At 65.3% G+C, this 12,400-nt stretch carries 15 protein-coding genes and 1 tRNA gene; 9 read left to right on the forward strand and 7 right to left on the reverse strand.

Features of this window, described 5'->3' with window-relative positions; genetic code table 11:
- Positions 1 to 97: 97 nt before the first annotated feature.
- The 4 genes from QMA10_RS01415 to QMA10_RS01430 are packed head-to-tail and all read left to right on the forward strand — an operon-like array spanning position 98 to position 4,688.
- Positions 98 to 1,114: a hypothetical protein gene (locus QMA10_RS01415; RefSeq protein WP_290165449.1), complete on the forward strand. Its 1,017-nt coding sequence runs from the start codon at positions 98 to 100 to the stop codon at positions 1,112 to 1,114.
- The gene (locus QMA10_RS01420; RefSeq protein WP_290165451.1) at positions 1,115 to 2,725 is read left to right on the forward strand and encodes a hypothetical protein; all 1,611 of its coding nucleotides are present in this window, start codon (positions 1,115 to 1,117) and stop codon (positions 2,723 to 2,725) included.
- Positions 2,722 to 3,399, forward strand: a complete 678-nt coding sequence (locus QMA10_RS01425) for an ABC transporter ATP-binding protein (RefSeq protein WP_290165453.1) — start codon at positions 2,722 to 2,724, stop codon at positions 3,397 to 3,399. The genes QMA10_RS01420 and QMA10_RS01425 overlap by 4 nt, the downstream gene beginning before the upstream one ends.
- Entirely contained in the window at positions 3,396 to 4,688 is a 1,293-nt protein-coding gene (locus tag QMA10_RS01430) for an ABC transporter permease (protein WP_290165456.1), read from the forward strand. The genes QMA10_RS01425 and QMA10_RS01430 overlap by 4 nt, the downstream gene beginning before the upstream one ends.
- Positions 4,689 to 4,708: 20 nt before the next feature.
- Here QMA10_RS01430 and QMA10_RS01435 read toward each other — a convergent pair whose 3' ends face one another.
- Complete coding sequence (locus QMA10_RS01435; protein WP_290165458.1) at positions 4,709 to 5,854, reverse strand: glycerol dehydrogenase; 1,146 nt, start codon at positions 5,852 to 5,854, stop codon at positions 4,709 to 4,711.
- Between the two features lie 179 nt (positions 5,855 to 6,033).
- Here QMA10_RS01435 and umuD point away from each other — a divergent pair, with 179 nt between their 5' ends.
- Positions 6,034 to 6,465 carry a translesion error-prone DNA polymerase V autoproteolytic subunit gene (umuD, locus tag QMA10_RS01440; RefSeq protein WP_290165460.1) on the forward strand — a complete coding sequence of 144 codons (432 nt, stop codon included), beginning with the start codon at positions 6,034 to 6,036 and terminating at the stop codon, positions 6,463 to 6,465.
- Between the two features lie 26 nt (positions 6,466 to 6,491).
- Entirely contained in the window at positions 6,492 to 7,778 is a 1,287-nt protein-coding gene (locus QMA10_RS01445) for a Y-family DNA polymerase (RefSeq protein WP_290165462.1), read from the forward strand.
- Here QMA10_RS01445 and QMA10_RS01450 read toward each other — a convergent pair.
- Genes QMA10_RS01450 through QMA10_RS01460 form a run of 3 tightly spaced genes read right to left on the reverse strand, consistent with a single transcriptional unit; the run spans position 7,775 to position 9,013 of the window.
- Complete coding sequence (locus QMA10_RS01450) at positions 7,775 to 8,143, reverse strand: hypothetical protein (protein WP_290165464.1); 369 nt, start codon at positions 8,141 to 8,143, stop codon at positions 7,775 to 7,777. The genes QMA10_RS01445 and QMA10_RS01450 overlap by 4 nt on opposite strands.
- A 10-nt stretch (positions 8,144 to 8,153) precedes the next feature.
- Positions 8,154 to 8,567: a helix-turn-helix transcriptional regulator gene (locus QMA10_RS01455; RefSeq protein ID WP_290165466.1), complete on the reverse strand. Its 414-nt coding sequence runs from the start codon at positions 8,565 to 8,567 to the stop codon at positions 8,154 to 8,156.
- A 2-nt stretch (positions 8,568 to 8,569) separates the two neighbouring features.
- The gene (locus QMA10_RS01460) at positions 8,570 to 9,013 is read right to left on the reverse strand and encodes a hypothetical protein (protein WP_290165469.1); all 444 of its coding nucleotides are present in this window, start codon (positions 9,011 to 9,013) and stop codon (positions 8,570 to 8,572) included.
- Between the two features lie 85 nt (positions 9,014 to 9,098).
- Between QMA10_RS01460 and arfB the strand changes: the two genes are divergently transcribed.
- Positions 9,099 to 9,521: an alternative ribosome rescue aminoacyl-tRNA hydrolase ArfB gene (arfB, locus tag QMA10_RS01465; protein WP_290165471.1), complete on the forward strand. Its 423-nt coding sequence runs from the start codon at positions 9,099 to 9,101 to the stop codon at positions 9,519 to 9,521.
- On the opposite strand, the gene QMA10_RS01470 is transcribed toward arfB, so the two are convergent.
- Entirely contained in the window at positions 9,518 to 10,420 is a 903-nt protein-coding gene (locus tag QMA10_RS01470) for an NAD(P)-dependent oxidoreductase (protein WP_290165473.1), read from the reverse strand. The genes arfB and QMA10_RS01470 overlap by 4 nt on opposite strands.
- Positions 10,421 to 10,600: 180 nt before the next feature.
- Here QMA10_RS01470 and QMA10_RS01475 point away from each other — a divergent pair, with 180 nt between their 5' ends.
- On the forward strand, positions 10,601 to 10,954 hold the full coding sequence (locus tag QMA10_RS01475; RefSeq protein WP_290165475.1) for a hypothetical protein: 354 nt from the start codon (positions 10,601 to 10,603) through the stop codon (positions 10,952 to 10,954).
- Positions 10,955 to 11,054: 100 nt separating this feature from the next.
- On the opposite strand, the gene QMA10_RS01480 is transcribed toward QMA10_RS01475, so the two are convergent.
- Positions 11,055 to 11,127 (reverse strand) — tRNA-Ala (locus QMA10_RS01480).
- Between the two features lie 247 nt (positions 11,128 to 11,374).
- On the opposite strand from QMA10_RS01480, the gene QMA10_RS01485 reads away from it, so the two are divergent.
- Complete coding sequence (locus tag QMA10_RS01485; RefSeq protein WP_290165476.1) at positions 11,375 to 11,794, forward strand: four-helix bundle copper-binding protein; 420 nt, start codon at positions 11,375 to 11,377, stop codon at positions 11,792 to 11,794.
- Between the two features lie 42 nt (positions 11,795 to 11,836).
- On the opposite strand, the gene QMA10_RS01490 is transcribed toward QMA10_RS01485, so the two are convergent.
- Entirely contained in the window at positions 11,837 to 12,352 is a 516-nt protein-coding gene (locus QMA10_RS01490) for a DUF664 domain-containing protein (RefSeq protein ID WP_290165478.1), read from the reverse strand.
- Between the last annotated feature and the right edge of the window lie 48 nt (positions 12,353 to 12,400).

A 12,400-nucleotide genomic window follows, 5' to 3' on the forward strand; every position in this document is an offset into this window, starting at 1 on the left:
GTTACTGGCTGCAAGCATATTTCGGCCTCGGTTGTGAGGCATTCTTTGACGTACGTGAACTCGCAGGTTCACTGCCGCCTTCCGAAAAAGGATTCCCGTGCATCATTCTCCGCGCGCTGCTGCGCTCCTTGCCGCTTTGTGTTTCTCCATCGTCCTCAGCGGGTGCGGTTCGTCCGGCGAAGCTGAAGACCCGGCCCCCGCCAATGACTCACCCCTGGCTGAATTCATGTCCTCCGCCTATGAGAGCGGGATGAGCCAGGAGGAGCAGGAGAAGGAATACGCCGAGCGGGAGCGCAAGCGGGAGGACCTCGTGGCGCAGTGCATGACGGAGGAGGGGTTCGAGTACACCCCGAATGTCCAGGACGTCTCCTTTTCCATGGGAACGGAAACGGAGTGGAATCCTGACTCCCGGGAATGGGTGTCCCAGTACGGCTACGGAATGATCAATTACCCCGGCCGGGATGACGAGCCCGTGGCCAGCGAACAGGAATACGTCGATCCGAACGCTGATTATGTCTCCAGTTTGTCGGAATCTGAGCGAACCGCCTTCTATGAGGCGCTGCACGGCCCCACGCCCGACGAAGAGGACATGCCCGCCGAGGGGGAAATGGTGGAATGGGACTGGACCACCGCGGGCTGTTACGGATGGTCGGAGAACGAAATAAACGGCGACGACGCCGACACCACCGAGAAGCACCAGCCGCTGATTGACTCCATGAATACCCTCTACGAGGACATGATGAGTTCCCCGGAACTCACCGAGGCCGATGCCGAGTGGTCCTCCTGCATGGCTGATGCGGGACACCCGGGCTTCACGGCTCAGCTGGATGCACAGAACAGCATCAATGAAAAGATGAACTCCGCCTACGACGGGATGAGCGCCGGCAGCAGCGCCACCGCCGAGGCTGTTGAACCCGGCGCAATGGTCGAACCGGACATGGACGGGCTGGCCGAGGAAGAAATCGCCCTCGCCCTCGCTGACCTGGACTGCCGGGAGAAGACAAATTACCGGGACACCATGGAGAGCGTGCAGTTCGAGCTCGAGCAGCAGTTCATTGATGACCATAAGGCCGAGCTGGAAGCTTTCCGCGCGGACATCGAGCAGGGCAACTGAGTGGCGGGGATTGGACGCAAAGGTGCCGGCCGGCAGGCGGACCAGGCATCGGGTCTGGGGCTGCTCCTCGACGAGGAACCGGAGCAGGCCCGGGAGCAGGACGTTCCCGCGCGCTCATCAGCCCGGGCAGGCGTCATCACTGTTTTCCAGCGCAACCGGACGCTCTGGATTGTGGCCGCGGCCGCCGTTCTGAGCCTGATTGCCGGTCTGCTGCTGGGGCGGACGCTGATCGGGCCGGCTGACGCAGCAGGCGCGGCCGAGCCTCCGGCACCGGGTCTGGTGACCGTTCCCGTGCAGTTTGGCCAGCTCAGCAATGACGTGACCATCCGCGGGGAGGTGGCCTATGCGGACCCGGTGGAAGTGCGCATTGACACCACCTCCATCGCAGGCCCCGCCGTCGTGACGGGCCAGGTGCCGGACGTGGGAGCGGAATTCAAGCCCCTGTCGATAGCCCTTGAGGTTGCCGGCCGGCCCGTCATTGTCCTGCCCGGAGAACTCCCTGCCTACCGGACCCTCTCCCTCGGCGCATCGGGCCCGGATGTGGTCCAGTTCAAGACGGCGGTTCGGACCGTGGGAATTGACGCCGGAGATCCGTCCGACCCCGTGTTCGGTGCAGACGCAGCCAGCGCCGTCGCAACCCTCTACGCCACGGCCGGGTACTCGGTCCCGGAGTCGGCGGAGGGAAGCGCCGAATCCGTCCGCGCAGCACAGGAATCCGTACGAATGGCGGAGCAGGGTTTGTCCTCGGCCCAGAACGAACTGGCTCTGACGCCGGTGGGTGCAACACCCGTGGAAATCCGGGAGGCGGATAACGCTGTCGCCGCCGCACAGCGCGAGCTGACCGCCGCCCGGCAGGCCACACCCCCGGATGCGCTGCAGATCGGCAACCTGGTGGATGCCCTCGAACTGGCTGAACTGCGCCGCCAGCAAATCGGCGCTGACCGGACCGATGCTCCGCAGCGGGCGGCAGTTGACGCCGCCGCGGTGCAGCTTGGGCAGGCACAGGAGGAACTGGTCCGCGCCGAGCAGGCGGCGCTGCCGTCGCTGCCCGCCGGAGAGGTGCTGTATCTGGCCCAGCTGCCCCGCCGGGTCGACACCGTCACCACCGAGCGCGGCTCCATCTTGGAGGGATCCTCCATGACGGTCTCCGGCGCAACTCTGGGACTGTCCGGATCCGCGGCGGAAGCCGATGCGCGTCTCCTTAAGGCCGGAGACAAAGCATCCTTTGACCTGCCGGACGGCACCGCGCACCCGGCCACCATTACCTCTGTGGCGGCCGGCGAGGGAGACTCGGCGCGGTGGACCGTTCAGCTGCAGCCGGATCCCCTGGCCCCGGAGCAAATTTCGGAACTCCAGGGAACCAACGTTCGCGTGTCGATCGCCGTCGGTGCCACGGACGGCGAGGTTTTGTCCGTCCCCTACGCGGCGCTCACTTCCGGGCCCGGGGGCGAAACCCGCGTGGAAGTGGTGGCGGGAGACCCCCGCGAGGGTGAACGGACGGCCACCCGTCTGGTGGTGGTCCGCAGCGGATTGGCGACTCCCGGTGCGGTGGAAGTCATCCCGGTGGAAGGAGAACTGGCCGAAGGAGATCTGGTTGTGGTGGGGACGTGAGTGTTCCCCTCCTGGAACTGCGTGATGTCACGAGGTCTTTTCCCGGACCGCCCGAAGTGCAGGCCCTGAAAGGCATCAACCTCACGGTGCAGCAGGGCGACTACGTGTCGATTGTGGGCCCCAGCGGCTCCGGCAAATCCACCATGCTCAATATCCTTGGCCTGCTGGACCGGCCCAGCGTGGGCGAGTACCGCTTTGACGGCCATCTGACCGGGGTTCTGGACGAGGACATCCGGGCTGCCGTCCGAGCCCAGCGCATCGGGTTTGTTTTCCAGGCCTTTCACCTTATGCCGCGGCGGTCAGTTCTGGAGAACGTGATGATGCCCATGCTGTACAGCGGAACCCCGCGCGTGGAACGTGCCGACCGTGCCCGGGAGGCGCTTCAGCGCGTCGGTCTGGGCCACCGGATCGATTTCCTGCCCGGCACCCTCTCGGGAGGCGAACGCCAGCGCGTGGCTGTGGCACGCGCCGTCGTCACCCGCCCCAGCGTGCTCCTGGCCGACGAACCCACCGGCAACCTCGACGGCGGCACCACCCAGGATGTCATGGCACTGTTCGAAGAACTGGTGACCGACGGGCTGGCCCTGGTCATCATCACGCACGATCAGGGGGTAGCCCGGCGCGCACCCCGGTGCGTCCGGATTGCAGACGGAAGGGTGGTAACACCCGCATGAAGCTCGCCCGCGCCGTACGAGACCGCGCCCCCGCCGCTTCGCCGGCTGCAGGACTCCTTTCACCCGTTCCTTCCGCAGACCGCTTCAGCTTCATTGACCTGCTGATCGAGGCCACCTCCGACCTCGGAACACGGCCCGGCCGGCTCCTGATGACGCTGGCCGGAACCATCCTCGGCATCGGAGCCCTGGTGGCCACCCTGGGCTTCGCCCAGACCACCGCCGGACAGCTGGCCAAACAATTCGATGCCTTCGCAGCCACCCAGGTCATCGCGTCTCCGGCCACGGCCCAGAACTCCGACGGCAACAGTGTTGCCACCGCTACCCTCCCCTGGGACGCTGTGGAACGCATGGAACGCCTTTCCGGAATTGAACAGGCAGCTTTGATCACGGAAGTGAAACTCCGTGAGGGCACCGTCACCGCGGTTCCCGTCAATGATCCTTCCGCACCCCTCACCGCACCGCCGCGGGTTTTTGCCGCCTCCCCCGGACTCATCGACACACTGGAGGGAACCGTCCTGCACGGCCGGCTCTTCGACACCGGACATGACCAGCGGCAGGACCGCGTGGCGGTACTGGGCAACCGGCTCGCGGACCGTCTTGGCATCACCCGGGTGGATTCCCAGCCGTCCATCTTCATTGACGGCCTGCCCTACGCCGTCGTCGGTGTCTTCGGCGACATCCGGCAGCGCTCCGAGCTGCTGGAGAGCGTGGTCATCTCCACCGGCGCCGCCCGGTCAGACTTTGGCCTGGCCGCGCCGGGAGAGGTGCAGGCCCGCATCGCCATTGGCGCCGGACCGCAGGTGGCTGAGCAGGCTGCCCTGTCCCTCTCGCCGGATGAGCCCGAACGCATCGACGTCGCCGCCCCGCAGGGAAGGTCCCAGCTCGCAGGCAATGTCCAGGCGGACGTCAACCTCATTTTTGTGGTGCTGTCCGTGGTGGTGCTTCTGGCCGGAGGCGTCGGCATTGCGAATGTGACCATGCTTTCCGTCATGGAACGCACCGGGGAAATCGGCCTGCGCCGTGCCATCGGTGCCACCCGTCGGCAAATTGCCGCGCAGTTTGTCGCGGAGTCGGTCATCATCGGGCTTCTGGGCGGGGTACTCGGCGCAGCCGCAGGGGTTTTCGCCGTCATCGGCATCTCCCTGTCCCAGCAGTGGACCCCCGTGCTTGACCCGCTGCCCGCCTGCGGCGGGGCGCTCCTCGGAGCGCTGGTCGGGCTCGTTGCCGGCGGGTTCCCGGCCCGCAAGGCCACGAGCATTGAGCCCGTCGCGGCCCTGCGGGGAGCCTAGCGCCGCCCCCTAAACGAACATCAATGCGCCTTGTACGGCACCGGTTCCGGCAGCCCGGCCTCACTGCGCACCCGGCGGGAGAACCGTTCAATGGATTTCAGTGCGGCTTTGACGTCGGCCGGGCCAACGTCGAAGGGCATGGACTTCATCGTCTCGCCGGGGACAGTGGCGGCCTCCGCCACGAGGTCCAGTTCCCGCGCGTCGTCCACGGACAAACCCACCTCGGTGAGGGTGTTCGGCAGGCCCACTCGCGTGGTGAACTCCACAAAGTCACGAATCTCCGCCGTAGGAGCACCCTCCAGCACCAGCTGCGTCAGTGAACCGATGTTGACCTTCTGTCCGTGGGCCAGGCCGTGCGTCTGGGGTGCTGCGGTCAGTCCGTTGTGGATGGCATGGGCTGCCGCCAGTCCGCCTGACTCGAACCCCAGGCCGGAGAGGAGGGTATTGGCTTCGATCACCTTTTCCAGCGCCGGGGTCACCAGGTTGTCCCGGACGGCGTCCAGTGCGGGAAGTGCGAACTCCCACAACACGTCCCAGCTCAGCCGCGCCAATGCGGTGCCGGTCTCGGTGGGCAGCCCGCCGGCCATGGTCAGCGAGAAGGACGCAGCCGTAGCCCGTGCTTCCAGCCAGGTGGCCAGCGCGTCGCCTACCCCGTAAGCCAGGAAGGACGCCGGGGCGTTGGCCACAATCTGCGAGTCCACCAGCACCAGGTCCGGGTTCCGGGTGAAGAACCGGTATTCCTCGAACGCTCCGTCCGCGGTGTAAACGACGGCGAGCGCCGACGTCGGCGCGTCGGTGGAGGCGACGGTGGGGACCGATGCCCAGCGGATTCCGGCCGCATCACCGGCGGCCTTGCACGCATCGATGGTGCTGCCGCCGCCCACCCCCACCACCACGTCAGCCTTGGCCGACCGGATGGCACCGGTCAGCCGGTCAATCTCCGCGGCCGTAGGCGTTCCGTTGAAGACCTCGCGGGTGAGCGGGAGTTCGGCAATCCGGAGGGAGGTGCCAATGTCATGCCCCACAAAACCCCAAACGACGTCGTCGGCCACCAGCAGGGGTGTCTTGCCAACCTGGCTGAGGAATTCACCGAGCCGGTGGATGGCGCCGGCGCCCTGCACATAGCGGCCGGGACTGATGACGGTACGTACTGGTGTCTGCTTCATCGTGAACTCCTGGGGCGGTTTCGGAAACGGTGATTCGGGAACAGCAGCTGGCTGGTGCCAGCGTAGGGGGCCGTTTCCGCTGCGGCCAGACACAGTGGACATGAGCGGGCGGGCGCACGGAATTTCGAGTGGATGCTACTCTGAGATCATTCGAAGGTGTGTTCTAGGGAGGTTGTGCGGTGCCCGTCTTTTCTTCCGCTCCCGCGCCGCATTCAGGCGGCGCGAAGGAGCAGCCGCCGTCCCGGGGTTCAACGCTTCCGGCCGGGTTCGCCTCCCCCGCCCAGGACTATTACGACGCCGGCATTGACCTGAACCGGCATCTGATCCGTGATGCCACCTCCACCTTCATCATGCGGGTCTCCGGAGACGCGATGGACGGAGCAGGCATCAGCGACGGCGACGAGTTGATTGTGGACCGGTCCCTGACACCCAAAGACGGCTCCGTCGTCGTCGCCGTGCTCAACGGAGAGCTGATCATTCGGCGGCTGCTGCTTACCGGGCAGGGGATCTTCCTGCACGCGGACAGCCCGGGTTCAAAGGACATCAGGGTGCCGGATCCGGCGGAGCTTTCCGTCTGGGGCGTTGCAACCCGGTGCCTTCACCATGTCTGACGCGCCGCTGGAACACGAAGTGCGCCATGGCTGAGCGGCACCGCATCGCACTGGTGGACGTCAACAGTTTCTACGTCTCCTGCGAGCGCGTCTTCGACCCCCGGCTGGCCGGCATTCCCGTGGTGGTGCTCTCCAACAATGACGGCTGTGTGGTGGCGCGTTCCGATGAGGCCAAGGCCCTGGGCATCAAGACCGGTGAGCCGTGGTTCAAGCTGGCCGAGGCTGCCCCGAAACTGGGGCTGGTGCAGCGCTCCAGCAACTATGAGCTGTACGGGGACCTGAGTTCGCGCGTGATGCAGCTGCTGTCCCGGTTCTCCTCCGAGCAGGAGATCTACTCCATCGACGAGTGTTTCCTGCACCTGCACGGCACCGACGATGAGCTGCGGGGCCGGGGCACTGACATCCGGGCTGCCGTGGCGAAGAATATTGGCCTGCCGGTCTGCGTGGGGATCGGCCCCACTAAAACCCTGGCCAAATTTGCGAACCGGATTGCCAAGCAGAATCCCCATATGGGAGGGGTCTGCAACCTTGATGCCCTGGATCCCGCCGTCGTCGACACCATCATGTCCCGTGTCCCGGTCACCGGACTGTGGGGCGTGGGCTCCCGCAACGGCACCCGGCTGAACGCGCTGGGCATCCACACCGTCGCAGATCTGCGGGACGCCGATCCGGCGGTCATCCGGGCTAAGTTTTCGGTGGTGCTGCAGCGCACGGTGCTGGAGCTGAACGGCACTTCCTGCATTCCCATGGACACCGAGTCCGCGGATAAGCAGCAGGTCCTGTTTTCCCGCAGCTTTGCAACGCCCGTGACAACGCGTGAGTCGATGCGCCAGGTCATGAGCCTGTACGCCCAGAAAGCGGCCATCCGGCTGGCCAGGGAGGGACAGCTGGCCGGGGTGATGACGGTCTTCGCCTCCACGTCACGGTTCAGCGGTACAGATGCGTCCTCGCCTTCGGCCACGGTCCGGCTGCAGCGGCCCACTGCGGATCCGCTGATGCTCACCCGGGCCGCGATTGACGCCATGGATCCCCGGATGGTGGAGGGTGCCCGGTATGCCAAGGCCGGGATCATGCTCACCGGCCTCTCCCCCGCCGGAGCCGAACCGGTGTTTGACCTGTTTGACGCCGGACCCGAGCAGAAGGACATCGGTCCGCTCCTGGCGAAGGTTACGGACAAGTACGGTGCCGCGAGCATTGGCCTGGGTCTGGCCGGGATGTCCACGGCAAAGCCGGACTGGACCATGGCGCGGAACTTCGCCTCGCCGCGCTACACCACGGAATGGTCGGACCTGCCGGTGGTGAAGGCCGTTTAGCGGTCTTTGCCGTCCACGGATTCCAAGACCGCATGTTCCGCCGCCCGGCCGGCTTTGACCGATGCCGCGATCACCAACCCCAGAGCAACCAGGCAGCAGGTCAGGGCGATGACGGCACCGGTTTCATCCGTAATGCCGGGAATCACCAGCGACAGAACACCGGCGAGTGCGAAGGCTGCACTCGAAGCATGCAGGAGAGGCCGTGCCGCACGGTGCCCGGCCAGCCATGCCTCTTCTGAATGGGCCACATAGCCCACCCAGAGTCCAACGGCTGAATTCACCCCGAGCTTGCCCCGTGCGGTTGCTTCCGCCGTCCAGGACACGGCTATGGCGGACACGATCAAGACTATTTCCAGTAACCCCATGCGGGGGAGTCTAGCCGCGGGCTGCGCCGAGGCCGCTAATCCCCCCGGGCCGACCGTCCGCACCCCTGCCGGATTGGGGGTCCGAAAGCTCAACGAGACTGGCGGTGATTCCTGCCAGGAACTGTACGCCCAGGCCCGTGAGCGAGATTTCCTTGCGCTTGGCCCCGGTGCGCGGAACATCAACCTCCGCACTGTGCAGGAGTCCGGTGTCCTGCAGTCTCTTCAGAGCGCGGTAGAGACTGCGTTCGGTAATCTGCCAGCCGCTGGTTGCCGCAATGTCTGCTGCAACACTGGCCACGGTCACCGGTTGCCGCTCGGCGACCGCCCGCAGAATGACCGGCGTCAGCATGGATTTCTTGTAAGTCTCCACCCAGGATTCAACCCGGGCTTCCACCCATTCCTGTTCCTCGCCGGGATGCGGCACGCTCAGTCCTCCCAGCCGCGGCCCAGCACGACGCCGGCGAGATGGATGAGAAGTCCGGCTCCCCAGGCGGCACTCATGACGAGGGTGGCGCCGAACCACGGCGTGGACAGGAACTCTTGGGCAGCGGCGCCGTCCGCCGCACCAAGGGACAGTGTACGGATCACCGCGTGCAGGTTGAAGGATGCCGTTACGGTGACAAACGCAAGGGTGTGGGCGACGGCCGCCCCGAAACGGATCTTGGTGAGTGTCCGGTAGTTGCGCCAGGACCAGACGGTGATCCCGGCTGCCACGAGGGCGGTGAGAATCCCGGCGAGAAGCGTGATGTCCCCTCCGGCGAGGGCAATCACGGCTTGAATCGCCGCCATGGCGAGTACCAGAATCACCACATACGGCAGCAGCACCGACCGGGCATTGACAGGGGCATGAGGCAGGGCGTGTGTAGTCATGTGCGGCACTGTACCAATGGGACACTACCTGTGGAAGAGGGATTCGGCAGATGTTCCGGTGCCGAAATCATGCGAGGCTGGTTGCATGGACTTGACCGTGTTGCCCGGGCTCACGATTCCCGCGTCGGAACTTGCCTGGCGCTTCTCGCGCTCATCCGGCCCCGGCGGCCAGCACGTGAACACCTCGGACAGCCGTGTGGCGCTGTCCTGGAATGTGGCCGCTTCGACGTCGCTGTCGGATACCCAGCGGCAGATCCTGCTGCGGCGCCTCAAACGGCGCCTGATTGCGGGAACCGTCACCGTCACCGCGTCGGAGCAGCGCTCCCAGCTGCGCAACCGGGAGATCGCGCTGGCCAAGCTTGCGGAGCTCGTGGCGGACGGCCTCGCCCCGGAGTCCGCAGCCCGGCGGAAGACCAAACCCACCCGGGGCTCGAATTTCCGGCGCCTCGACGCGAAGAAGCAGCGCTCCGCCACCAAACGGCAGCGGCAGCGCCCTCCTGCGGATTAGCCGGCTGCGCCGTCGGCCTTCCCCGGCGCTCTTCCGTCAGCATCCAGGTAGTCGCGCCAGGAGCGCTTGGGCTTCCAGCCGAGCATCCTTTGAGCCTTGGCACTCGAGATGCCTGAAGCATCGGTCCGGTCGAGATCCTTCAACTGGATCCGGTCGCCGTAGTACTTCGTCAGGACCTCGGCGAAGTCGTGACCGCCCGCGTTGTCCGGTGAGGCGATGTAGAAGACTTCGTGTCCGGGCAGGTCGGATTCGGCGGCGAGGACAATGGCGTCGGCCAGGTCATACACGTCGATGTAGCTCCACAGCCCGGGACTGAGCACTGAAGCGTCGCGGATCTGCGGGCCCAGATTGTTTTCGTAGTTGCCCTCGAACTGCACCCAGCTGGGCCGGATGGAGATGCACTGGATGTCGGACCGGGCAACAGCGGCGTCCATGAGCTGCTCGCTGAAGTGCTTGGCGAGCGCGTAGGGGTCCTGCGGGTGGATCGGGTGCTCTTCATCCACAGGGGCGTACTCCGGAAGGAAATCGCGTTCCGGGAAGAAGAACCCGGGCACCGTTTCGCTGGAGATGAAGACAAAACGATTGATGCCGAAGCTGACGGCTGCCTCAAGGACGTTGAACGTGGACATGAGATTGTTCTGGAAGACAACGTGTGGAGCGTGGCCCGTGGGCTCGGGGATGGCGGCGATGTGTACGACGGCGTCTGCTCCGCGTACGACGGCGTAGGCCTGGCCGGCGTCGGTGAGGTCGGCCATGACGTAGCGCGGAGTGCCTTCCGGCTTCCGTTCGTAGCTTGGCCGGCTCAGATCGGTGGTGGTGACTTCGTGTCCGGCATCGATCATTGCCTGGGTGGCGGCGCGTCCGACTTTTCCGTGGGCTCCGGTGATGAGGACTTTCATGGTTGCTCCTTGGATGTTTGGCACGCCGGCTGTTTGGCACGCCGGATCTGTGCTGTCGGATTCATTGCACGTCGCCCGAGTATAGGGCAGGGAATCCCGCAGGACTCAGCCGCATGGCCGCGGGACACACCTTCTAAAATGGAGGTATGTCCTCCCTCATCAACTGCTGAAAGGAAGACAGTGAGCATCCCGATCCTCGGGTTCGCCTCCCACACCAAAGGCAGGAACGCGCGGGTTCGCATTTTCCACGACCGCATTGAGTGGGAATTGAAGCCGGGCCTGTCCGCCGGCAAGCTCACCGCCGGGTTAATGACCGGTGGCGTATCCCTCCTGGGTACCGGAGTGAAGCGCGGAAATGCCTTCACGGAGATGATTCCGCTCAGGAGGGTCTCGTCGGTGACCACAAGGCGTGACGGAATGATGTACACCGTCGTTTCCGTGCTCACGACAGGAAATTCCATCGATTTCCGTGTCTCACACTCCGAGGCAAAGCATGTAACGGACACTCTGAACCGCCTCATCATGCAGGCGTGACCATTCAGCGTTGTGTCGGCGCAACTGATTGGCCTCTTTCCCGACATAGAAAAGGGCCCTCCTTCCTGTGTGACGAGGAAAGCGGGCCCCTGCAAAACTGTGGAGCTTAGGGGAATCGAACCCCTGACCTTTTCATTGCGAACGAAACGCTCTACCAACTGAGCTAAAGCCCCAGCCCGGCCGTGGCCGGACAACCCCGAGGGGCATAAGCACGATTCTAGACCCGGGCACAGGTTCATAGGCAAATCGCCGCGGCGTTCTGGCCTCCCGCACCGTCTCTGGCCGCCTGGGCTCTGGTTCGGCTTTCCGGCGCAGGGCTATCCTGACAGCCCGGGCCGCAGCACCCCCGGCCGCACTCCCGGCGAAACCGCACCGATCAGTGAACACACCACCAATCAGCGAACGCAACTAGGAGCAGCCATGAGCCTCATCGAATCCATCCTCAGTGAACGTCCCGACGGCGCCGGAACGGACCTCTTGGCCGTCTCCACCTGCGTCATTGCCTGCTTCGACTGCGTGCAGGTGTGCACCGCCTGCGCCGACGCCTGCCTTAGCGAGGACATGCTGGGCGACATGGTGGAATGCATCCGCAAGGACCTCAACTGCGCCGATATCTGTGCTGCCACTGGAACCGTGGTGGCGCGGGTCGGCACCCGGTATGCCGGATATCCGGACAGCACGGCGGCACTGCTGCGGGCGTGTGCAGCAGCCTGCCACCAGTGTGCGGAAGAATGCGCCCAGCACGCGGCGGAACACGGACACTGCAGGATCTGTGCCGAAACCTGCCGCCGCTGCGCCGCCATGTGCGAAGAACTCCTGGTGGTCATGTCCCGCAGCTGAGGAATACTGCCTATCCAAAGAACGCCCGACGGCGGCTCCCGGCTACGCGCCGGCGGCGAGCACCATCCCGCGGACGTAGGCTGCCTGACCTGCATGTTCCAGCCCGTCTGCCAGGATGCTCACCAGCCGCACCCCGAGGGTCACGGGCGGATCCCAGGCAGTGTCCACCACCTGGTCCAGGTCCTGTCCGGTAACTCCGGACACAAAGGCGGCCGTCCGCGAGTGCACCGCCTCGTAATAGCCCAGCAGGACCTCGGCCGACTGTACCTGCACGGCAGCCACCTGCTCGGAGTCGTGGCCGTATCCGGTGTCTTCAACAGCAAGCGGCAACCCCACCCGCTGGTACCATCCCTCCGCCGTCCAGGCCTGTTCGTGTCCGGCCAAGGGAGCAATCTGGGCGTCTTCGCTCCGGGCCAGATGCCAGATCAGCCAGGCGATGGAGTTGCCCTGCGGATAGGGGCGGTGGTTCAGAGCCCCCGCGTCCAGGCCGTGTGTTGCGTGGCGGACGGCCTGGGGAAGCCGGCCGAAGGCATCAATGAGGAGATCGCTTTGTTCCATGTCGGTACTCCTGGGGTCACAGTGACGGGCAGCCGCAGCGGCAGGTTG

Source organism: Arthrobacter sp. APC 3897, assembly GCF_030407495.1.
Classification (GTDB): Bacteria; Actinomycetota; Actinomycetes; order Actinomycetales; family Micrococcaceae; genus Arthrobacter_B.

Excerpts from the sequence above, each read along its gene's own strand:
- QMA10_RS01430 (WP_290165456.1), top strand. The coding sequence starts at position 3,396 with ATGAAGCTCGCCCGCGCCGTACGAGACCGCGCCCCCGCCGCTTCGCCG.
- QMA10_RS01435 (WP_290165458.1), bottom strand. The coding sequence starts at position 5,854 with ATGAAGCAGACACCAGTACGTACCGTCATCAGTCCCGGCCGCTATGTG.
- QMA10_RS01445 (WP_290165462.1), top strand. The coding sequence starts at position 6,492 with ATGGCTGAGCGGCACCGCATCGCACTGGTGGACGTCAACAGTTTCTAC.
- QMA10_RS01450 (WP_290165464.1), bottom strand. The coding sequence starts at position 8,143 with ATGGGGTTACTGGAAATAGTCTTGATCGTGTCCGCCATAGCCGTGTCC.
- QMA10_RS01460 (WP_290165469.1), bottom strand. The coding sequence starts at position 9,013 with ATGACTACACACGCCCTGCCTCATGCCCCTGTCAATGCCCGGTCGGTG.
- arfB (WP_290165471.1), top strand. The coding sequence starts at position 9,099 with ATGGACTTGACCGTGTTGCCCGGGCTCACGATTCCCGCGTCGGAACTT.
- QMA10_RS01470 (WP_290165473.1), bottom strand. The coding sequence starts at position 10,420 with ATGAAAGTCCTCATCACCGGAGCCCACGGAAAAGTCGGACGCGCCGCC.
- QMA10_RS01485 (WP_290165476.1), top strand. The coding sequence starts at position 11,375 with ATGAGCCTCATCGAATCCATCCTCAGTGAACGTCCCGACGGCGCCGGA.
- QMA10_RS01490 (WP_290165478.1), bottom strand. The coding sequence starts at position 12,352 with ATGGAACAAAGCGATCTCCTCATTGATGCCTTCGGCCGGCTTCCCCAG.